Source organism: Flavobacterium sp. SOK18b (genome assembly GCF_014156605.1).
Classification (GTDB): Bacteria; Bacteroidota; Bacteroidia; order Flavobacteriales; family Flavobacteriaceae; genus Flavobacterium; species Flavobacterium tiangeerense.
In genome coordinates this window covers 1-20238 of record NZ_QKNZ01000020.1, presented here as the reverse complement: position 1 = coordinate 20238, position 20238 = coordinate 1, and the positions used below count along the sequence as shown (strand labels likewise).

General features: G+C 35.8%; 14 protein-coding genes and 1 riboswitch. Of the genes, 9 read left to right on the top strand and 5 right to left on the bottom strand.

What is annotated here, in order from left to right; translation table 11 throughout:
* Positions 1-73: 73 nt before the first annotated feature.
* Both DNC80_RS04525 and DNC80_RS04520 read right to left on the bottom strand, forming a co-directional pair.
* Entirely contained in the window at positions 74-1846 is a 1773-nt protein-coding gene (locus DNC80_RS04525; RefSeq protein WP_182649584.1) for a cytochrome-c peroxidase, read from the bottom strand.
* A 71-nt stretch (positions 1847-1917) separates the two neighbouring features.
* Positions 1918-3396, bottom strand: coding sequence for a hypothetical protein (locus DNC80_RS04520; protein ID WP_182649582.1), 1479 nt, complete (start codon positions 3394-3396; stop codon positions 1918-1920).
* A gap of 454 nt (positions 3397-3850) precedes the next feature.
* On the opposite strand from DNC80_RS04520, the gene DNC80_RS04515 reads away from it, so the two are divergent.
* Genes DNC80_RS04515 through DNC80_RS04505 form a run of 3 tightly spaced genes read left to right on the top strand, consistent with a single transcriptional unit; the run spans position 3851 to position 6452 of the window.
* Entirely contained in the window at positions 3851-4444 is a 594-nt protein-coding gene (locus DNC80_RS04515; protein WP_182649580.1) for a HupE/UreJ family protein, read from the top strand.
* Between the two features lies 1 nt (position 4445).
* Positions 4446-4877 carry a dCMP deaminase family protein gene (locus DNC80_RS04510; RefSeq protein ID WP_182649578.1) on the top strand — a complete coding sequence of 144 codons (432 nt, stop codon included), beginning with the start codon at positions 4446-4448 and terminating at the stop codon, positions 4875-4877.
* Positions 4878-6452 (top strand): S41 family peptidase, encoded by a 1575-nt coding sequence (locus DNC80_RS04505; protein WP_182649576.1) that lies wholly within the window; start codon positions 4878-4880, stop codon positions 6450-6452. It begins immediately after the preceding gene.
* 249 nt (positions 6453-6701) lie between these two features.
* Here DNC80_RS04505 and DNC80_RS04500 read toward each other — a convergent pair whose 3' ends face one another.
* Together DNC80_RS04500 and DNC80_RS04495 are read right to left on the bottom strand one after the other, a co-directional pair.
* Positions 6702-6905, bottom strand: a complete 204-nt coding sequence (locus DNC80_RS04500; RefSeq protein WP_144889714.1) for a hypothetical protein — start codon at positions 6903-6905, stop codon at positions 6702-6704.
* A gap of 98 nt (positions 6906-7003) precedes the next feature.
* Positions 7004-7579, bottom strand: a complete 576-nt coding sequence (locus tag DNC80_RS04495; protein ID WP_220485203.1) for a MarC family protein — start codon at positions 7577-7579, stop codon at positions 7004-7006.
* Positions 7580-7766: 187 nt separating this feature from the next.
* Here DNC80_RS04495 and DNC80_RS04490 point away from each other — a divergent pair, with 187 nt between their 5' ends.
* From DNC80_RS04490 to DNC80_RS04475, 4 genes are all read left to right on the top strand, one after another.
* On the top strand, positions 7767-8342 hold the full coding sequence (locus DNC80_RS04490; protein WP_182649574.1) for a DUF3109 family protein: 576 nt from the start codon (positions 7767-7769) through the stop codon (positions 8340-8342).
* Between the two features lie 254 nt (positions 8343-8596).
* The gene (locus DNC80_RS04485; protein ID WP_144889710.1) at positions 8597-9574 is read left to right on the top strand and encodes a ribonucleotide-diphosphate reductase subunit beta; all 978 of its coding nucleotides are present in this window, start codon (positions 8597-8599) and stop codon (positions 9572-9574) included.
* Positions 9575-9832: 258 nt separating this feature from the next.
* Positions 9833-12262 carry a ribonucleoside-diphosphate reductase subunit alpha gene (locus tag DNC80_RS04480; RefSeq protein ID WP_182649572.1) on the top strand — a complete coding sequence of 810 codons (2430 nt, stop codon included), beginning with the start codon at positions 9833-9835 and terminating at the stop codon, positions 12260-12262.
* A 388-nt stretch (positions 12263-12650) separates the two neighbouring features.
* Positions 12651-13145: an RDD family protein gene (locus DNC80_RS04475; RefSeq protein WP_182649570.1), complete on the top strand. Its 495-nt coding sequence runs from the start codon at positions 12651-12653 to the stop codon at positions 13143-13145.
* A 63-nt stretch (positions 13146-13208) separates the two neighbouring features.
* On the opposite strand, the gene metE is transcribed toward DNC80_RS04475, so the two are convergent.
* Positions 13209-15533: a 5-methyltetrahydropteroyltriglutamate--homocysteine S-methyltransferase gene (gene metE, locus DNC80_RS04470; RefSeq protein ID WP_182649568.1), complete on the bottom strand. Its 2325-nt coding sequence runs from the start codon at positions 15531-15533 to the stop codon at positions 13209-13211.
* Positions 15534-15719: 186 nt separating this feature from the next.
* Positions 15720-15914, bottom strand: a riboswitch (cobalamin riboswitch).
* A 208-nt stretch (positions 15915-16122) separates the two neighbouring features.
* Between metE and dgt the strand changes: the two genes are divergently transcribed.
* Both dgt and DNC80_RS04460 read left to right on the top strand, forming a co-directional pair.
* On the top strand, positions 16123-17466 hold the full coding sequence (gene dgt / locus DNC80_RS04465) for a dGTP triphosphohydrolase (protein WP_182649752.1): 1344 nt from the start codon (positions 16123-16125) through the stop codon (positions 17464-17466).
* A gap of 81 nt (positions 17467-17547) precedes the next feature.
* Complete coding sequence (locus DNC80_RS04460; RefSeq protein WP_182649566.1) at positions 17548-20208, top strand: T9SS-dependent M36 family metallopeptidase; 2661 nt, start codon at positions 17548-17550, stop codon at positions 20206-20208.
* The last annotated feature ends 30 nt before the right edge of the window (positions 20209-20238 follow it).

The window sequence follows — 20238 nt, the reverse complement described above, 5'->3', positions numbered from 1 at the left end:
GCTAGAGTCAATTGCCCTTGTTTTCAGTTAAAAGTGCTACGCTACTATTGACCTAAAAATATGTTTGTATAGCTTATTTAGCATCTGAAAGTGTTTTCATAAAGGCAACTAATGCTTTTTGCTCTTTCAAAGTCAAGTTGAGTTTGTCTGACGGTAAGGTTTGATTTTCTACAGTGATACTATTTCCTGCGCCGCCACCTTCATTATAGAAAACAACAACTTCCTCCAACGTTTTAAAAACACCATTATGCATGTACGGACCTGTTTGTGCAATGTTTCGGAGCGTTGGTGTTTTAAAGGCATGTTTCAGTTGAGCCATTTTGTATTGTGTAAATCGCCCTAAGTCTTGATCTATGATTTTTCCATTTTTGATTTGAGGTGTTCCTATCACTTCTTGCTCTGTTTTTTTGTAAATAGGAGGGACTGTTCCATTAAACAATGGGACGAAATGACAAGTAGCACATTTGCCTTTTCCTGCAAAGAGATTAAATCCTAGTTTTTCCTCATCAGAAAAAGTAGTAGAGGTACCCGAAAAGTACTGATCAAACTTAGAGTTGAATTTATTTAAAGAACGAACATAACTCGCTATTGCGTTTTGCAATTGCCATTCTTCTAGTTTAATAGCATTAGGAAAAGCTTTTTTGATCAATTTTTTATATCCTGTATTGCTTTCAATTCGGGTTAAATTTTCTTTTAAATTCCCATGCATTTCATCTTTGTTTTGAATAACATCCAGACTTTGTTTCTCTAAATCAGGTTGTCTCATATCCCAAAATTGAGCATTTTGTAAAGAGGCATACGTAAGAGTTGGCGTGTTTCTAGGCAAACTAATTCCAGTTAAAGATTGGTTGGTTTTTTCTCCATCTGTGAATGCTAGATCTGGAATATGACATGTGGCGCAATTGCGTCTTCCATCTTTGGAAAGGGACGAGTCGTAAAATAATTTTTTGCCAAGATCAGCTTTTGGTTTAGAATACGCATATTCCTTTGACGGAATAAAAGCGTTTACATTAAAGGTGTTTTTTTCAAAAAGCGATTTTGCATCTGGATTGATGGCATTTGTCTTCGCTACGTTTTTAATACTATTGTCTTTTTGAAATTGAACTAGCTTTTGAGATATTGGATTTAAATATTTTTTAATAAAGGTAGCGCGATCAAAGGAGTTGAAATTGGTGTTCGCATCACAAAAGGAATTGGCTTGATCTATCAAATCAAAAAGTAAGACTTTTGTTTTTGAATTATTGGTATTCAATTTTTCAAGTACAACTTTTAAAGAAGATAAACTCGCTTTAGCTTCAGGGATCGATTGATTGGCAATTGGCGAATCGAAGCCGGTGATGCCAAGAGTTAAAATTCGGTACACTTCCATTTTGCTGGCATCAATAACATAATCAGGGCTGATAGTGATTGCGGATAAATGCTCTTTGACTTGTGCAATTAAACCTTTTAAAACGGCAATTTCTCTTTTTAAAGTATTGGAATTACTAGCAGCGTATTGCGGGTAAATTAGTTCTTCAATAACTTGAAAACCACTTGGCGACAAGAATTTGTTTTCTTCTACTTCCAATTCATCGAGTGCTGGCCCGTTGATAAATCGTGCAGGATCTGGTGTAAAGTATTCGATAGCCCATTCTATTTTTTTATACGCAATACGACTGGTTTCAAATGATTTTTGTAGTTGTTTTTGATTTGGATTTTCGGTAGCTACTTTTTCAAAAGCAAGTATTTCTTGATTTAGTTCCTCTAAATTAGATAACAGTTCTTCTTGAATGGTTAAACTAGTATATTGTTTTTGACAAGAAAAAAATAGCAGGAATAGGGGCAGCAGTTTTAATAGCGGTTTCATGTTGCGGATTGTATTAAATGCAAAAACAACCCAAAATTTTGGGTTGTTTTTTATATCAATAGTTGAGGTAATTATCTTTGTACGTTTCGGATGATTAGGGTTTGACCACCTTCTTTGTTTGTATTTAATCCACTACCATCAGCATTTAAAAAAGCATCTTTTTGCCATGTATGTGGATGTATGTTTACGATAAATGTATTCGGAACACCAATTACATCTGAAATGTCTTCCATTGCGCCATATTCCCAACTTCCAAAACGCATTTCATTAGCTTGGTTGTAAGCTGTATTCCAGGCAGCATCAGTTCTTTTGTGATTCATTGTCAACCAAGGTTTGTTCACTTTTGAAGCAATGTTGTATTGCCAGATATAAGAATCATGTTTTGCGGCAGTGTAGAATGAATCTCCATCTTCTTGAGTGTATACAAAGTTTTCGGTAACACATAAGTTATCCGGATTGATAATCCCAGTTCCTGGAGTAGAATCGCCTTCAATAACTAATTCTAATTTTCCAATAAGTGGGTTGGCATCATTTAATACTAATTTATACACACGTCCCCACATTGTATAACCCGCTACAGGAGCGTTTGAACTTGCTTGTCCGGTTGCGGTAAAGTACAATTCTCTATTGTTTTTTGCAGATCCTTTTCTGTAATCTACATCTTCAACTCTAGAAAAACGGATGGCTCCTAATTCATTAACTGTTGTGTTGATTACCGCACCCGTTAAGTTTTTAGCATTTGGAATTTCTACAAAAGATACATCAAATGAGGTTCCTACATTCATGCTAGTCTCTACTTGGTTTCCATCGTTTCTTTTTAACGCGTATAATTTACCGTTAGATAAGTCACCAACAGTTGAACTCATATACATAATTACTTGGCCAGCACTTGCGTGAGAAGTTGAATACGATTGATCTTCTCCAATAATAATCACGGTTTTCCCAGGGTAAGCATCCTTAGGTAGTGGAACAGCATTTTCCATACTTGCTTTTCCTAAAGCTGGTAAAACTCTGTCGGCTCTATTTTTCATACTTGTAAGTCCTAATGGGTCAATACCATGAACCATACTTTCTTCACCACTTTCTCCAGCAGTTAAAAACAAAGGTCCAAATCCATGGATTGCTGGTGAAGCTAAAGTTGCTGAACATAATCGGGTTAATCCGCCCACAGCGTCAACAATATAATCTCCTTTTACAGGCTTAAGAGTTTTGTCTAAATATACTCTTGATACAGATTTTAAAATTTCATGATTAGTGATCATAATGTAACCATCGCTTGCAGGATCTTTCATTAATCCAGCACCATCAGGTTGAGCACCATAAACAAAAGCTGGTGATTGTGCCAATACATCTGAACTACTTAATAAGGAAGTAATCTGTAAGTTTTCAAAGCCTTCTTTTGCTACCGCCAATGCTGGAACTGTAGAAACATTTGAAAAATTAATGGCTGTGTTTACGCTAGGAGTTTCATTTTTGTCGTCTTGACAGCCTACTACTGCAGCTAACAAAACCGATGATAATGCTATTTTTTTTAAATAATGCTGATTCATGATAATTGTGTTTAGTTTGTTTGAATGCAAAACTATCGTAACAATCCGAATCTTAGTTTAGGTCAATATTGTTGATTCATCAATAAAATGTTACTCCAAGATTAACACATCGTAAACCTGTTAATTTAAGGTAAAATTAAGATTGCTTACATGATTTGTAAGATTTATATATTTGAATAGTAGTATTTCAAACTTGTGATTTAGTATGTGAGGTTTTTATCTTTTTGTTTCTTTTGTTACCAAGGTAGAATGTGATGTAAGTAAACCATGCTGATAGTACAGGAGTTATGAGTATTGCTTTTAAGGGTGTGCTTATGACTTGAGTTGCTTTGCTATATTCGTTTTTCAAGGAATTGTGCGTATGGTTTTCATCGAATTTATTAGATATTCTAAGGAAGGATTTTCAAAATTTATCGTAAGTTTACAACCCTTTTAGCAACTTAAATTAGTAGTGATGCAAGAATTTTGGATTTATTTTCAAATAGGATTAAAACACGTTTTAGACATTCATGCTTATGATCATGTTTTGTTTTTAATAGCTTTGGCGGTGCCATATTCGTTTAAAGACTGGAAACGAATTATCTTGTTAGTCACTTTATTTACTATTGGTCACACCATGGCTTTGATGCTTTCCGTTTTTGGAATTATAGCCATAAAAGTAAATGTGGTTGAGCTTTTAATTCCCATCACAATTTTGATTACTGCATTGTTCAATTTGTTTACGGCTGGCAAGTCCAGTAAAAAAGAAAGTATAAACTTAATATTTTTTATCACACTTTTCTTTGGGATTATTCATGGTTTGGGGTTTTCTAACTATTTCAAATCTATTTTAGGTGGCGATGCTGCCTCAAAAATGTTGCCTTTGGCTGAGTTTGCCCTGGGAATTGAGGCCGCTCAAATTACAGTAGTTTTTGTGGTATTGATTCTCTCTTATATTGTGCAGACTATTTTTAGATTCTCTAAACGAGATTGGACACTGGTAATGTCCTCTTTTATTGTAGGAGTTGTTATCCCGTTGATTGTTGAAAGTGAAATTTGGAACCGATAAAATGAGTGAAAAAAAATTAAATAAATACGACAAAGCCTATTTGCGAATTGCAAAAGAATGGAGTTTACTATCCTATTGCCAACGAAAAAAAGTAGGAGCCATCATTGTGCGGGATCGAATGATCATTTCTGATGGATACAATGGTACACCAAGTGGTTTTGATAATTGTTGTGAAGATGATGAAGGACTTACCCGCTGGGATGTTTTGCATGCCGAAGCCAATGCTATTTTAAAAGTAGCGCGTTCTACGCAATCATGTGAGGGTGCTACATTGTACATTACACTTTCCCCATGCAAAGAATGCAGTAAGTTAATTTACCAGTCGGGTATAAAAAGAGTAGTGTATCATTCTGGTTATCGTGATGATTCTGGAATTCAGTTTTTAATAAAAGCAGGCGTAGAGGTGGAACACATACCAATAATGGAAGAATAAATGAAATTCAATACAAAATATTTGCCTCTTATTATATTTGCTACACTGGCTATTGGTGTGCTACTTGGCGGATTATTGAATTTCCCCAATGCATCAGGTTTAATTGGGAAAAATAATGCCAAAAACAAACTAAATAAACTCATTGATTTTATTGATGATGAATATGTAGATGCTGTAAATACAGATTCTATAGTGAATCTTACCGTTGATAATATTCTCGCACAACTTGATCCGCATTCTGTTTACATTTCGCCTAGTGACCAGCAAGAAGTGGTTGAAAGTATGCAAGGAAATTTTGTGGGAATAGGAGTGAATTTTTACATGTTTAAGGATTCTGTCGCAGTAATAAAACCGGTTGAAAATGGTCCTTCGGCAAAAGCTGGAATTCAAGCAGGAGACAGAATTTTATACGCTGGAAAGACAAAGCTTTATGGTAGAAAACTTCCTTCTGACAGCTTGTTTTCTCAACTCAAAGGAACAGTTGGTTCCTCTGTAGAGCTCACCGTTTATAGAAAAAGCACCAAACAAAAACTAAAATTTAAAATAAAAAGAGATGTAATTCCTTTAAACAGTATTGATGTGGCTATGCTAATCAATCCTACTACAGGGTACATTAAAATAAATAGATTTTCAGAGACCACTTATGATGAATTTATGAAAGGTCTAGGAAAACTCAAAAAACAAGGAGCAAAGTCCTTAGTTATTGACGTTCGGGATAATGGAGGCGGTTATATGGAAGAGGCGATTGCTATCACGGATGAATTGCTATCTGACAAGCAACTTATTGTTTTTACCAAAAACAAGAACGGAAAAGTGATCAAAACTTTTGCAACAGCAAACGGTCAATTCGAAAAAGGAAAACTGACTGTTCTTATCAATGAAAATAGCGCATCGGCCAGTGAAATTCTTGCAGGCGCCATTCAGGACAACGATAGAGGTAGTATCGTAGGTCGACGTTCTTTTGGGAAAGGTCTAGTGCAGCGAGAAATGCCTTTTGCTGACGGATCATCGGTGCGTCTTACTATAGCGCGCTATTACACTCCTTCGGGACGATCCATTCAAAAACCGTATACAAAAGGTAAAGAGGAATATTTTAAAGAGTCAGAAACCCGATTTGAAAATGGAGAGTTGTATGATAAAGACAGTATTAAAGTAGCTGATACTCTAAAATACAAAACTAAAAAAGGAAGGATAGTGTATGGCGGTGGCGGTATTGTTCCGGATGTTTTTGTGCCTATTGAGGTAGAACATAGCAGTCAAAGTACAGGGTATTTACTGCAGTCTGGCATCGTGGGGAATTATGTTTTTGAGGATTTAGACGCTCACAAAAAAGAGTTCAAAGGTCTTGCTTATAAAGCGCTCCAAGAAAAAATTAGCACTTCGGATTATTATTTTAATAAGTTTCAAAAATTCATTCTTGATAACGGTCTCGATATTCAATTTTCTAAAAGCAAATCCCTAGTCAAAAGATTTCTTACTGCAGAGTACGCAAGACAGTTGTTTGGAGAGAACAAATATTATGAAGTTATTCTTAAAGAAGATTCTATGCTCAAAGAAGCATTAAAATTAAAATGATTTAAAACTAGAAGTGTTTTAAATGGAAATCCTACTTACAAGCTTTATTAAGATAAGGTTGGTTTTATTACTCCTTTAATTTGTAATCGAATGATAATCAAATCGATTGTAAATTAATTTAAATAATTGGAGATTTAGGTTTGCTAATAGGAGAACCTAAAAGGAAATGAGAAATTTCTTTATCCAAAAAAAGGATGTGCTAAAAATCAAGCGCATCCTTTAATGTATTTCAAAATTAAATTTATTGTATTACGAATTTGTGTTTGATTTTTCTTCAATCTTTTTGGAAACTCTAAAAATAAGAAGAATTAATACAGCACATAATGAGGCTGCAATACCAATAAACGCAACGATGCTTTCTCCCTGAAATGGGTTTTTAAAATCTAGTAATGTAACATTAAAGACGATTAAAGCAAGTGCCAAAAATACCAGTATGTTAGTGAAAATTTTCATAAATGAGTTTGTTGTTTAAATCTTAGTGTACTGAAAAAGATAGAAGTAAATTCTATGTGACCAATTAAAATTAGGCTGTAAAATTATTAAATTTTATATTAAAGAAACAAACCTTTAACATTAGCAGCAAATAATTTAACAGCAATTGCTAATAATACTACTCCAAAAGTCTTGCGGATCACTCCAAGTCCATTTTCGCCTAACATCTTTTCAATTTTTGAAGACGATTTTAGTACAATATATACTAAAATAATGTTCAAGAATATGGCTATGACAATATTAATAGTAAAAAACTGTGAACGTAAAGAAAGCAAGGTAGTCATGGTTCCTGCTCCAGCAATCAAAGGAAAGGCAAGTGGAACAATAGATGCTGAACTGGCTTCTTCATCGCGATAAATACGAATGCCTAAGATCATTTCTAAGGCTAGGAAAAAAAGAACAAAAGAACCTGCAACTGCAAATGAATTGACATCGATTCCAATTAACTTTAAAAGTTCTTCTCCCGCAAAAAGGAAAACAATCATAATTACTCCTGCTACGATGGAGGCTTTCTCAGATTCGATGTGACCGTGTTTAGCACGAAGATCAACAATGATTGGGATAGATCCCACAATGTCAATTACGGCAAAAAGAACCATGCTCACGGTAATTATTTCTCTTATGTCTAGCTGCATAATATTGGTTTTAATGATGCAAAAGTATTCATTTTTGATGGTTAGCGGGTTCAATCTTGTATTATTTTAAGGTCAAGTTAAAAATATTTTGAATTATAAAGTAGAAGTCAAGCCTTCCGTTTTTGCTAAATTCTTTTTTTTGATTTTCAGTGCTTCATTTTTAAATTTCTTTGAATACCTTTGCAGCATGTTTCAACTAGGAAAAACCATCGTCTCAGAAGACTTACTCGAAAAAGATTTTGTTTGCAATCTAACTGCCTGCAAGGGAGCTTGTTGTGTAGATGGTGACGCTGGTGCGCCATTAAGCGAGGAAGAAACAAAAATCCTGGAGTCTATTTATCCAAAAGTAAAACCCTTTTTGCGCAAGCAGGGTATTGCGGCTATTGAAGCGCAGGGAACTTGGGTAACCGGAACGGATGGTGAACTGGAAACACCTCTAATTGACAATAAAGATTGTGCTTATGTTATCTTTGACGGCAAGACTGCTTTATGCGGTATTGAGCAAGCCTACAATCAAGGCATCATCGATTGGAAAAAACCCGTTTCTTGTCATTTATATCCAGTTCGTGTAAAAGATTTTACAGAGTTTGCAGCTGTAAATTATGACAAATGGGACATTTGTGATGCTGCCTGTTCACTTGGGCAAGAGTTAGAGGTACCAGTGTATAAGTTTGTCAAAGAAGCTTTGGTACGCAAGTTTGGTGAAGACTGGTATGCAGAACTAGAGACTGTTGCTCAAGAGCACTTAAACAATTCAAAATAGCACAAAACTACCCCACAATTTTAATTTTTTAAACCCTATATTTTACAGTGGCTAACGCCGTTTTGTAAAATACAATCTATTGATATTCAAATTTTTACAAATAAAGCTATAAACGATAATTTTTCTTTTCGTTGTTAAAAACTAGGGCCGATTGTGAATAAGTTTGGCTTTTAAATCCAGCAATATTTCACAACCTTTGTAATCCTCAGATCGAATAGAATTTCGTTAAAATCACAACAAAATAAAACAATACAATGACACAAGTGGAACCTATTTTACAAGAAAACAAAAATCGCTTCGTAATTTTTCCTATCAAGCACCATGATATTTGGGAATGGTACAAGAAAATGGAAGCTAGTTTTTGGACTGCTGAAGAAATTGATTTATCGCAGGATTTAAATGACTGGAATAACAAACTTTCTGATGAAGAGCGTTATTTTGTAAAGCATATTTTAGCATTTTTTGCTGCTTCAGATGGGATTGTAAACGAGAATTTAGCGGAGAATTTTGTAAACGAGGTACAATATGCTGAGGCAAAGTTTTTTTATGGCTTTCAAATCATGATGGAAAACATTCATAGTGAAACATATTCGCTATTGATTGATACTTACGTGAAAGACGAAGCTGAGAAAGATGAGTTGTTCAATGCGCTTGAAGTTTTTCCTGCTATTAAGAAAAAAGCAGACTGGGCTTTGAAATGGATTGAATCTGATTCGTTTGCAGAGCGTTTGATTGCTTTTGCAGCTGTTGAAGGTATCTTTTTCTCAGGTGCATTTTGTTCAATTTACTGGTTGAAAAAGCGTGGTTTAATGCCAGGACTTACCTTTTCGAACGAATTGATTTCACGTGACGAAGGAGTACACTGTGATTTTGCGGTTCACTTGCACAACCACCACTTGGTTAACAAAGTACCAAAAGACAGAATTAGAGAAATCATTGTGGATGCCTTGAACATTGAAAGAGAGTTCATCACGGAGTCGTTACCAGTATCTTTAATTGGTATGAACGCAGGCTTGATGACACAGTACTTGGAGTTTGTTGCAGATCGTTTATTAGTAGAATTAGGTTGCGACAGAGAATACAATACGGCTAATCCTTTTGATTTTATGGATATGATCTCATTGCAAGGAAAAACCAACTTCTTCGAGAAAAAAGTGGCTGAATACCAAAAAGCAGGTGTGATGAACACCGATGAAGAAGCACAAAAAATAACATTCGACGCTGATTTTTAATCGGTTTTGAATATACCTACTACCTTCCTAGCCCCGATGGAAGGGAAAATCCTTTTTAGTCCTGATTTTTCTCAGGACTAAAAAGATTGGAATGACAGCGGGATAAGCTCCCGAAAATAAAGAAACTGAACTTTATGCCAAATCAGTACCCACCAATAGTAGTTGCTGCCACAAAAGTTGTGGTGGTCATGCTGCGAAATAATAAACAAATAACTAAAAACAGCGAAGGGATTTTCTGTTTTAAAAAAAAGAAAAAGTATGTACGTAGTAAAAAGAGACGGGCACAAAGAGCCAGTGATGTTTGACAAAATCACAGATAGAATTAAAAAACTATGCTATGGTTTGAATGATTTAGTAGATGCTGTAAAAGTAGCAATGCGTGTTATTGAAGGGCTTTATGATGGGGTTTCAACATCAGAATTAGATAATCTTGCTGCCGAAACTGCTGCCTCAATGACTATTGCGCACCCAGATTACGCACAGTTGGCCGCTCGTATTGCGATCTCAAATTTACATTCGAATACTAAGAAATCATTCTCAGAAACGATGAATGATATGTTCCATTATGTAAACCCAAGAAATGGGCAATACGCTCCATTACTGTCTGAGGAAGTACATAAAGTGATTATGGAAAATTCAGAGTTTTTAGACTCGCACATTATATACAACAGAGATTTCAACTACGATTATTTTGGTTTTAAAACACTAGAAAGATCGTATTTGCTTAAAATAAACGGCAAAATTGTAGAGCGTCCGCAGCATATGTTGATGCGTGTATCGGTGGGAATTCATTTAGATGATTTGAAATCGGTTATTGAAACCTACGACTTAATGTCGAAAAAATTCTTTACCCATGCTACGCCTACCTTATTTAATGCGGGTACGCCAAAACCTCAAATGTCGAGCTGTTTCCTATTGGCGATGCAAGATGATAGTATTGATGGGATTTATGATACGTTGAAACAAACGGCTAAAATTTCGCAATCAGCAGGAGGAATTGGGCTTTCAATTCACAACGTTAGAGCAACAGGATCCTATATTCGTGGAACAAACGGAACCTCAAACGGGATTGTTCCGATGTTGCGTGTGTTTAATGATACGGCGCGTTACGTAGATCAAGGAGGCGGAAAACGTAAAGGAAGTTTTGCTATTTACATAGAAACTTGGCATGCTGATATCTTTGATTTCCTTGACTTGAAAAAGAATACCGGAAAAGAAGAAATGCGTGCAAGAGATTTGTTTTTTGCGATGTGGACTTCGGATTTATTCATGAAACGTGTGCAAGAAGATGGATTATGGACCCTAATGTGTCCTAATGAATGTCCGGGCTTGTATGATGTGCATGGAGAAGAGTTTGAAAAAATGTACACCGATTATGAAAAAGCGGGTAAAGGTAGAAAAACCATCAAAGCACATGAATTGTGGGAGAAAATTCTAGAGTCGCAAATTGAGACCGGAACGCCTTACATGTTGTACAAAGATGCAGCCAACCGCAAATCAAACCAAAAAAATCTAGGGACTATTCGTTCATCGAATTTGTGTACTGAGATTATGGAGTTTACTTCTAAAGATGAAATTGCAGTATGTAACTTGGCTTCATTGTCATTACCGATGTTTGTTGAAAACGGAGCATTCAATCACGATTTGTTTTATACAGTAACTAAGCGCGTAACGCGCAACTTAAATAAAGTAATTGACAGGAATTATTATCCGGTTAAAGAAGGAGAAAATTCTAATAAACGCCACCGTCCAATTGGTTTAGGAGTTCAAGGACTCGCAGACGCATTTATTATGTTGCGTTTGCCGTTTACAAGTGAAGAAGCTAAAAAACTGAATCAAGAAATTTTTGAAACCATGTACTTTGCGGCCGTAACAGCATCAATGGAAATGGCTAAAGAAGAAGGGCCGTATTCAAGTTTTGCGGGATCTCCTATTTCACAAGGGGAATTTCAGTACAATTTATGGGGATTAACCGATGCTGATTTATCAGGACGTTGGGACTGGTCGTCGCTTCGTAAAGAAGTAATGGAGCACGGTGTGCGCAACTCCTTGTTAGTGGCACCAATGCCTACTGCATCTACATCTCAAATCTTGGGTAACAACGAAGCATTCGAACCGTATACTTCAAATATTTACACCAGACGTGTACTTTCGGGTGAGTTTATTGTGGTAAACAAACACTTGCTTCACGATTTAGTAGAGCGTGGCTTGTGGAACGAAACCCTGAAACAAGAGTTAATGCGTAATAACGGATCTGTGCAAGCGCTTGATATTCCTCAGGATTTAAAAGAATTGTACAAAACCGTTTGGGAAATGTCTATGAAAGACATTATCGATATGTCCCGCCAGCGTGGGTATTTTGTAGATCAGTCGCAGTCGTTGAACTTGTTCATGCAAAATGCTAATTATGCTAAATTAACTTCCATGCACTTTTATGCCTGGCAATCAGGTCTTAAAACCGGAATGTATTATTTAAGAACAAAAGCGGCCGTTGATGCTATTAAATTCACCTTAAACAACGATAAAAAAGCAGAACCTATTGAGGTAAAACAAGCTCCAGTGCAAGAGCGTTTGCAGAGTATTGCTGTTTTGAACGAACCTGTAGAAATGAGCCCTGAAGAATATAGAGCCATGATCGAACTAGCTAAAAATGCTGGTCCAGAAGATTGTGAAATGTGTGGATCGTAAATAATAAAAAGAGTATTTAATATTTATAAAAACAGCTATCATTTTTGGTAGCTGTTTTTTTTAGGAGCTATTTCCTGCTATTCGTTACAATCTTATACGCCATCCCGAGGTTTCGGGACCGGCTTATAAGGATTTCCACTGCTATCAGGGCTAGGAATTGACGGTTTTGAAAAGACATTTGCTAGTTTCAGTGATACATCTGCTGAGTTGGATTCGCGCAAGAGGATTGGTTTTAGAACGTTAAAGTGCGAATTTAGCAACACTCTCCCTAAATAGTGTAACTCCAGGAGTCGTATGTGCGTGTACCTTTGTAGATATGCAATATGCAAATAACAACAAGGCTGCTACGTTACTTTACGAAGTAGCAAAACACCCTAAAAAAATAAAAATGGAAACTACAGCATTAACTATTTCGGCGGATTTGTTAGCGTCCAGAACCAAGCGATTTTTAAACTTGCTCATTGATTTGTTTATTGTTTACTTGTTCACCATCGGCATTGGAGCACTCATTAACGGGATAGGAGTTGTAACAGGGAATTATGAAGTTGCAGATTGGATTATCAATTTATCACCCACAGAAAACGCTTTGTTTGGGATGATAGTGATGTTTTTTTACTATTTCATTATGGAGTTTTATTTGTCTAGAACTTTTGGGAAATACTTCACTAAAACGCTAGTTGTAAAACCTAATGGCAGCAAACCAAACCTAAAAAGTATACTAATTAGAACCTTAGTGCGATTCATTCCTGTTGAGATAGTTTCCTTTTTAAACAGCAATTCAAGAGGTTGGCATGATACATTATCAGAAACCTATGTGGTCAATAAGCATGAATTTTTAGCAAAAGCGAGCTGGTTCAATCCATCTGACCAAAGAGCAGTTTGATATTAGTTTCTCATAAAAAGTAAACCCAGTAGATTTTAAATCTACTGGGTTTTTTAAATTCAATTAAACCGTTACAGTATTATTTACTGTAATTCTCATTTCTTGAGCTGCCGCTACCATTTCGATTAAGGCCTTTTTGGTTTCTTCCCAATGACGGGTTTTTAAACCGCAATCTGGATTGACCCAAAGTTGGTCAATAGGAATTACTGCCGAAGCTTTTTCTAATAATTGCACCATTTCGGTACGCGAAGGAACGCGAGGTGAGTGAATATCATATACGCCTGGACCGATTTCGTTTGGATAATTAAAATCAGCAAAAGCATCCAGTAAATCCATTTGTGAACGCGAGCACTCTATGGTAATTACATCCGCATCCATGTCGGCTATATTCTGGATGATATCGTTGAATTCGCTGTAGCACATGTGCGTATGAATCTGGGTGTCATCTTTTACACCACTTGCCGAAATTCTAAACGCTTTTACCGCCCAATCCAAATAGGTTGCCCATTCTTCTTTTCGTAAAGGCAATCCCTCTCTAATAGCAGGTTCGTCTATTTGAATAATCTTAATTCCTGCGTTTTCTAAATCGACAACTTCATCTCTAATCGCCAATGCAATTTGAGTACAGGTTTCTGAACGAGGTTGATCGTTACGGACAAAAGACCATTGCAAAATAGTTACGGGGCCTGTTAGCATTCCTTTTACCCATTTTGGAGTAAGGGATTGTGCAAAAGCGGACCATTTTACAGTCATTGGATTTGGACGCGAAACATCGCCATAAATAACTGGAGGTTTCACACAACGGCTACCGTAACTTTGTACCCAGCCGTTTTTGGTAAACGTAAATCCATCGAGTTGTTCTCCAAAATATTCTACCATGTCATTGCGTTCAAATTCTCCATGAACTAGCACATCAATACCGGATTCTTCTTGAAAACGAATTGTTTCTTCAGTTTCCTTTTGGAGTAAATCATCGTATTGTTGTTGATTTAGTTCGCCTTTTTTGAATTTCGCTCTCCAGCTGCGCACTTCGGTAGTTTGCGGGAAAGAACCAATAGTTGTAGTTGGAAACAAAGGAAGATTCAATACGTCTATTTGTTTTTCTCTACGAACTGAAAACGGATTTTGTCTTTGGTCATCGCCTTTGGTGATACCTGCCACACGATTTTTTACCGCATCATTATGGATCAATTTTGATGTTTTTCGGTTTTCATTAGCAATCGTGTTTTGATCAAAACGGACAGAATTGCTGACGTCTATTTCATTCGAGGCAAAATATTTAAGCAGTACTATTTCCTCTGTTTTTTGTTTGGCAAAAGCCAGCCATTGTTTAATTTCTGGTGTTAATGTTGCGTTGTTGGTTTCTAACTCCAAATCGCAAGGACTGTGAATCAAAGAACAAGACGGAGCAATTAAGATTCTGTTTTCACCAAGTGCATCCGTGGCTTTTTTGATAAGCGCTAAAGATTTTTTGAAATCATTTTTCCAAATATTTCTTCCATCTACAACACCAAGCGAGAGATTTACATTAGCTGATAATTGTCCTGACTCCAGAATGTCATCTAACTGGGAATGACAACGCACCAAGTCTAAATGCAAAGTGTGGACAGGTAATGCGAGAACAGTTTCAAGATTTTCTCCAAAACAATCAAAATAATTAGCAAGAATCAGTTTGATTTTAGGAAAACGTTTGTTGATTTCGGTATATACATAAGTGAAGGCATTTCTTTCTTTATCAGTTAGATTCAAAGCCAAAAATGGTTCGTCAAATTGAATCCATTCCACATTTTCAGCTTCTAATTTTTGAAGAATTTCAAAATATACGGGCAGCAATTTATCGATTAAATCAATTCTATGAAAACCTTGTTCTTTTTCTTTTCCAAGAAGTAAATAGGTAACAGGTCCTATTAGTACTGGTTTAGTTCTAATTCCTAAAATAGTAGCTTCTTTGAATTCGTCGATTATTTTTTCGGAGAATAACTTGAACTCTTGATCTTTTGTGAATTCGGGTACGATATAATGATAATTGGTGTCAAACCATTTAGTCATTTCCATAGCAACTACATCTTGTCCCTCTTTTTGTGAACCTCTGGCCATGGCAAAATACAAATCGGTACGAGAGCTTGTTTTGGCTAATTCTTGATAACGTTTAGGAATAACGCCTAATGTAAGTGATAAATCCAGTACTTGATCGTAAAACGAAAAATCGTTAGAAGGGATTAAATCGATTCCAGCCTCGGCTTGTAATTGCCAGTTTTCCTTGCGGATAGATGCGCCTACAGCCAAAAGTTCGTCTACTGAAATTTTCCCTGCCCAGTACGATTCGCAGGCTTTTTTTAATTCTCTGTTGCTACCAATTCGCGGATAGCCAAGATTGTTTGTTAGCATGTTGTTGCTTTTTAAATGATGAATAAATCAATTAAAAGCTCTTGATGCATTTCAGAATGTTTATTAGAAATGAAAAGTAGAAAGGAGAATACGTTGCAAAAGAGAAATGCACAATAAGGCATAAATAGTTATGCTTATTGTGTTTAGAACGCACCATACCTGACTATTGCTTCAAATCGCGAAAGCATTGTCAATTCGATAAAAGGCAGGTCTCCTGACTTGTAACATTTTTATCATCCTTCCCATTTGCCATTGGCAAACAGTGGATTTTTTTTCAGATAAAAACTTTTTGTGTTACTTACAGTTGCGCGACAGTTCGTGATTTACACACGATTCCCTATTAATCTACAGTTAAGTAAAACCCTTATCGGTTGATGAAGAAATAAATTAAGAACTTAAATAAAGCGCTAAAGTAGCACTAATTCTTTGATTTTTTTCGATAGGTTTATTAATTTGTTATTTTTAGTACATGGTATTAATAGGATTCTGTACCTTATATTTTTCATGTGATTAAGTTATACCTAACCGTATTTCACTTGATAATGTATCTATTTCTGCTATCTTTGGAAAGAAATTTTAAAAAGTAATGATGAACTGGGAACAACTTTTATCACTTAAACGTCAAGGCGACAAAGGCAAACGATTGCGTGTGGAACAAGACGATACCCGCTTGGGTTTTGAAGTAGATTATGATCGAATCATTTTTTCTGCGGCGTTTAGAAGTTTACAAGATAAAACACAAGTTATTCCATTATCCAAGACAGATTTTGTGCATACCAGATTAACGCATAGTCTGGAAGTATCAGTAGTTGGGCGTTCTTTGGGTCGTTTGGTAGGGAAAAAAATTATCGAAAAATACCCGCATTTAAAAGAGGCGCACGGCTATCATATGAATGATTTTGGGGCAATTGTGGCGGCAGCATCATTGGCGCACGATATTGGGAATCCACCTTTTGGACATTCGGGTGAAAAAGCCATTGGAGAGTATTTTTCGATAGGAAACGGACAAAAATACAAAGAACAACTTACCGCAAAAGAGTGGCAAGATTTAATTGATTTTGAAGGTAATGCCAATGGTTTTTCGGTACTTACCGCAAGTCGTCCTGGAATTGAAGGAGGACTTCGTATTTCGTATGCAACTTTGGGCGCTTTTATGAAATATCCTAAAGAGAGTTTGCCTAAAAAACCAACCAAAAATATCGCTGATAAAAAATATGGTTTTTTTCAAACTGATAGAGCTTTTTTTGAAGAAGTAGCGCAAGATATGGGTTTAATTCCCAATAAATTAGGTTTGGATATGGGGTTTGAACGCCATCCTTTGGCCTATCTTGTTGAGGCTGCTGATGATATTTGTTATACCATCATCGATTTTGAGGACGGAATGAATCTAGGTTTGGTTTCGGAGGATTTTGCTTTGGAATACCTTATAAAATTAGTAAAAGATAGTATTGATACTTCCAAGTACAAAACACTTGAAACTAAAGAAGACCGAATAAGCTATTTGCGCGCATTAGCTATTGGCAGTTTAATCAGCGATGCCGTAAAAGTTTTTGTTGAAAACGAAGAGCTCATTTTGCAAGGAAAATTTCCTTATGCCCTAATGGATAAAAGCAAATACAAAGCTCAGATGGATGATATTATCAAGATCAGTGTCGAGAAAATCTATCAAAGTCGTGAAGTGATCGAAAAAGAAATTGTAGGCTATCAAATTATACAAACCTTATTAGATAAATTTATTACCGCATTTGATAATAATTATAATGGTGTAGCCTCTAATTATGATACCTTAATTTTAAAGATGTTGCCAGAAAAGCATCAATTAGAAAAAGACAATTTATACGGTCGTTTGTTGCATATTTGTCATTTTATTTCCTTGTTAACTGATGGTAATGCATTGTTGTTCTATAAAACAATAACCGCTGCTAAAAGTTAAAATTCAAAGAATAAAGGGTTTAATTGTTGAAATTTAAATTATAATATTTAGTTTTGCATTTATAACTAATTACGTGATTTTATGAAAAAAAATTTACTTTATTTAATATGTTTGGTGTCTTTTGTTGGTTTTTCACAATCAAACAACCAAATAATTCAAAATTACTTAAAAAATCCCGCCTCTCGAACAACTTTGTCTAATGCAGATTTTAATGACTGGGCCATTCAAAGTGAAGGAGGTACTACAACTTCTGGAATAGAGAATTGTTATGTGGTGCAGCGTTATCAAGGAATAGAGATTTTTAGAGCAGTTTCTAATTTCTCAATAAAGAATAAACAAGTAATAGACGTTAGTAGCAGGATAGTTGCTAATGTGTCAAAAAAAGTCAATGCGACAACACCTAAACTATCGGTAACAGATGCTCTTGTAAAAGCATATTTCCAATTAGGTATAACAGCTAAAGATAAATTTAACATACTAGAAACCGTTGGGACAAATAAGTTTAAAGTTAGTAACGGTATTGGAATAACAGAACCGGTTACAGCAAATTTAGTGTATCATCAAGAAATAAATGGAGACCTAAAATTAGCTTGGGATTTCAATATTCATACTAATCAGCATGATCATTTATGGAGCGTCAGAATAGATGCGATTACTGGTGTATTATTAGAAAAAAATGATCTTGTAATTTCTTGTAATTTTCATAAAGATCAAGTATTTGCCTCTGACAATAGTTCGACAATAAAATACAATGGGATTCCTTCTAAACAATTATATACTAAATTAAGTTCTGAAACATCAGGAGGTACATATCGCGTAATACCATTTAATATTACAAGTCCAAGTCATGGAGGGTTTGAGCTTATTTCTAATCCTGCTAACAGTACAGCATCGCCATTCGGCTGGCATGATACTGATGGTGTTGCTGGTGCTGAATACACTATAACAAGAGGAAACAATGTTTGGGCTAAGGATGATTTCATGGGGACGAATGACGATACAGGTCTTAGTCCTGATGGTGGTTCATCATTGGTATTTGATTTTCCATATGGTGGTACAACCGTTAATGCATCCACATATATAGACGCAGCAAATACCAATTTGTTTTACATGAATAATGTTATGCATGATGTTTGGTATCAATATGGATTTGATGAATTGAGCGGTAACTTTCAACAGAGTAATTATGACCGTGGTGGTTCAGGAGATGACTACGTAAATGCGGAAGCACAAGATGGCTCCTTAGCTGCAACGATGAGTTTAAATAATGCTAATTTTTCTACACCTGTAGATGGGAATAGAGGTAGAATGCAAATGTTTTTATGGAATCGAGGCCCTGAAATCAAACCCTTAATCGTAACTTCTCCGGAAAGTATTGCCGGCAATTATGTAGCAAGCCAAAACTCTTTTAGTCCTGGTCGTGTTGATTTGCCTGTTTCTCCGCAGTTTTTGCAATCTGATTTGGTATTATATTTAGATAATTCTGGGGGTACATCTGAAGCTTGTTCAGCTCCGTCGAATAGAGCTGCTTTAAATGGAAAAATTGTAGTAGTTAGACGTGGAAATTGTAATTTTGCAGTAAAGGTCAAAGCAGCCCAAAACGCTGGTGCTATTGCTGTACTTGTTGTAAATAGTAGTGACACTGAATTACCAATGTCGGGTTCTGATGCGACAATTACTATACCTGCTATAAGTGTAACTAGTTCTGTAGGTGATAACTTGATTACAGAAATGGGTTTAGGTCCTGTAAATGTAAAAATTCAGCTTCAATCTGTGCCATTTCTAAATTCTGATGGAGATTTCGATAATGGAATTATAGCTCACGAGTATGGTCATGGAATTTCTACTCGTTTAGCTGGTGGACGAAACAATTCAAGTTGTTTGAATAATGCAGATCAAATGGGTGAAGGTTGGTCAGATTGGTTTGCTTTAATGATGCAGCTTAAACCTGGAGATTTTGGTCAAGCTAAAAGAGGAATTGGTACTTTTGTTTCTTCTCAGCCTAATGACGGTCTTGGGATTAGGACTTATCCTTATTCGACAGATAGAGACACAAATCCAATGACATATATCTCTACTAATTTTTTTCAATCTGTAGGAACGAACGGGATTGAAGGAACTTCTGTCCATGGAGTCGGTTCAGTTTGGGCTACAATGTTATGGGATTTAACTTGGGCATACATTAGCAAATATGGTTATGATAACAACAAATACACAGGTAATGGCGGAAACAACAAGGTAATGCGAATCGTTTTAGATGGGATAAAATTACAGCCTTGTAGTCCAACATTTGTTGATGCAAGAAATGCAATTATTGCAGCTGATCAAGCTAGTACTGGTGGAAAGGATTTCTGCATGATTTGGGAAGTGTTTGCTGCGAGAGGATTAGGAGTAAATGCATCAGCAGGAGGAAGGAACATTGGAAATGATCAAGTAGAAGATTTCACAGTTCCAGCTGCAGGAGCAAATTGTACATTAAGCACATTAGATATTGATGACGAGAATGTTATGCGTGTTTATCCAAATCCATCAACAGGGAATGTAACAGTGCGAATAAACAATTATAGTGGACAAGTAGCTGTGAAAGTGATAGATATCAATGGTAGATTAGTTTATACAGCTAATAAAGTAACATTCAATAATGAGAAATCATTTGATTTAAGTCAACTTAGCGCAGGTATATATATGATTGATATTACTGGAGAAGGTTTAAAGTATGTTGAGAAAATAATAATAAACTAAAAGTAATTACTTAAATAAAAAGTCCTGATA

Bases quoted from the DNA above. Each gene is read 5' to 3' on its own strand.
- DNC80_RS04475 (WP_182649570.1), top strand. From the start codon at position 12,651: ATGGAAACTACAGCATTAACTATTTCGGCGGATTTGTTAGCGTCCAGA.
- DNC80_RS04460 (WP_182649566.1), top strand. From the start codon at position 17,548: ATGAAAAAAAATTTACTTTATTTAATATGTTTGGTGTCTTTTGTTGGT.
- DNC80_RS04515 (WP_182649580.1), top strand. From the start codon at position 3,851: ATGCAAGAATTTTGGATTTATTTTCAAATAGGATTAAAACACGTTTTA.
- DNC80_RS04490 (WP_182649574.1), top strand. From the start codon at position 7,767: ATGTTTCAACTAGGAAAAACCATCGTCTCAGAAGACTTACTCGAAAAA.
- DNC80_RS04500 (WP_144889714.1), bottom strand. From the start codon at position 6,905: ATGAAAATTTTCACTAACATACTGGTATTTTTGGCACTTGCTTTAATC.
- DNC80_RS04485 (WP_144889710.1), top strand. From the start codon at position 8,597: ATGACACAAGTGGAACCTATTTTACAAGAAAACAAAAATCGCTTCGTA.
- DNC80_RS04480 (WP_182649572.1), top strand. From the start codon at position 9,833: ATGTACGTAGTAAAAAGAGACGGGCACAAAGAGCCAGTGATGTTTGAC.
- dgt (WP_182649752.1), top strand. From the start codon at position 16,123: ATGAACTGGGAACAACTTTTATCACTTAAACGTCAAGGCGACAAAGGC.
- metE (WP_182649568.1), bottom strand. From the start codon at position 15,533: ATGCTAACAAACAATCTTGGCTATCCGCGAATTGGTAGCAACAGAGAA.
- DNC80_RS04525 (WP_182649584.1), bottom strand. From the start codon at position 1,846: ATGAAACCGCTATTAAAACTGCTGCCCCTATTCCTGCTATTTTTTTCT.
- DNC80_RS04495 (WP_220485203.1), bottom strand. From the start codon at position 7,579: ATGCAGCTAGACATAAGAGAAATAATTACCGTGAGCATGGTTCTTTTT.
- DNC80_RS04520 (WP_182649582.1), bottom strand. From the start codon at position 3,396: ATGAATCAGCATTATTTAAAAAAAATAGCATTATCATCGGTTTTGTTA.
- DNC80_RS04505 (WP_182649576.1), top strand. From the start codon at position 4,878: ATGAAATTCAATACAAAATATTTGCCTCTTATTATATTTGCTACACTG.
- DNC80_RS04510 (WP_182649578.1), top strand. From the start codon at position 4,446: ATGAGTGAAAAAAAATTAAATAAATACGACAAAGCCTATTTGCGAATT.